The sequence below is a fragment of the Pseudomonas sp. Je.1.5.c genome (assembly GCF_051129895.1).
In the GTDB taxonomy this organism is placed as follows: domain Bacteria; phylum Pseudomonadota; class Gammaproteobacteria; order Pseudomonadales; family Pseudomonadaceae; genus Aquipseudomonas; species Aquipseudomonas urmiensis.
Genome location: NZ_JBCPSP010000115.1, coordinates 1 through 286, shown reverse-complemented (window position 1 = coordinate 286; position 286 = coordinate 1). Strand labels below are relative to the sequence as shown.

The window sequence follows — 286 nt, the reverse complement described above, 5'->3', positions numbered from 1 at the left end:
CTCGACCTGCCGCAGCATCAGCTTCGCCCGTGGCAGCGAAACCCTCACCCACACCGATTTCAGTTTGCCCGGCTGCTTTGCGCTGCAGTGGTCACGCACCTACCGCTCCAGCCTGGCGGCGCTCGACCGTGGCGTGTTCGGCGCCCGCTGGATCACGCCGTTCTCGACCTGCCTCGATGTGCTCAAGCAGGGCGTGCTCTACCACGCCGCGGACGGTCGCAGCCACGCCTACCCGCTGCCGAAAATCGGCAAGCACCATTACGACGCCATCGAAGGCCTGGTGCTG

General features: G+C 66.4%; 1 protein-coding gene. It reads left to right on the top strand.

All coding sequences use genetic code 11. The features are described 5' to 3' along the window. A partial coding sequence (locus AAZU54_RS27370) for a DUF6531 domain-containing protein (protein WP_434727905.1) occupies window positions 1-286 on the top strand: 286 nt, incomplete at both ends.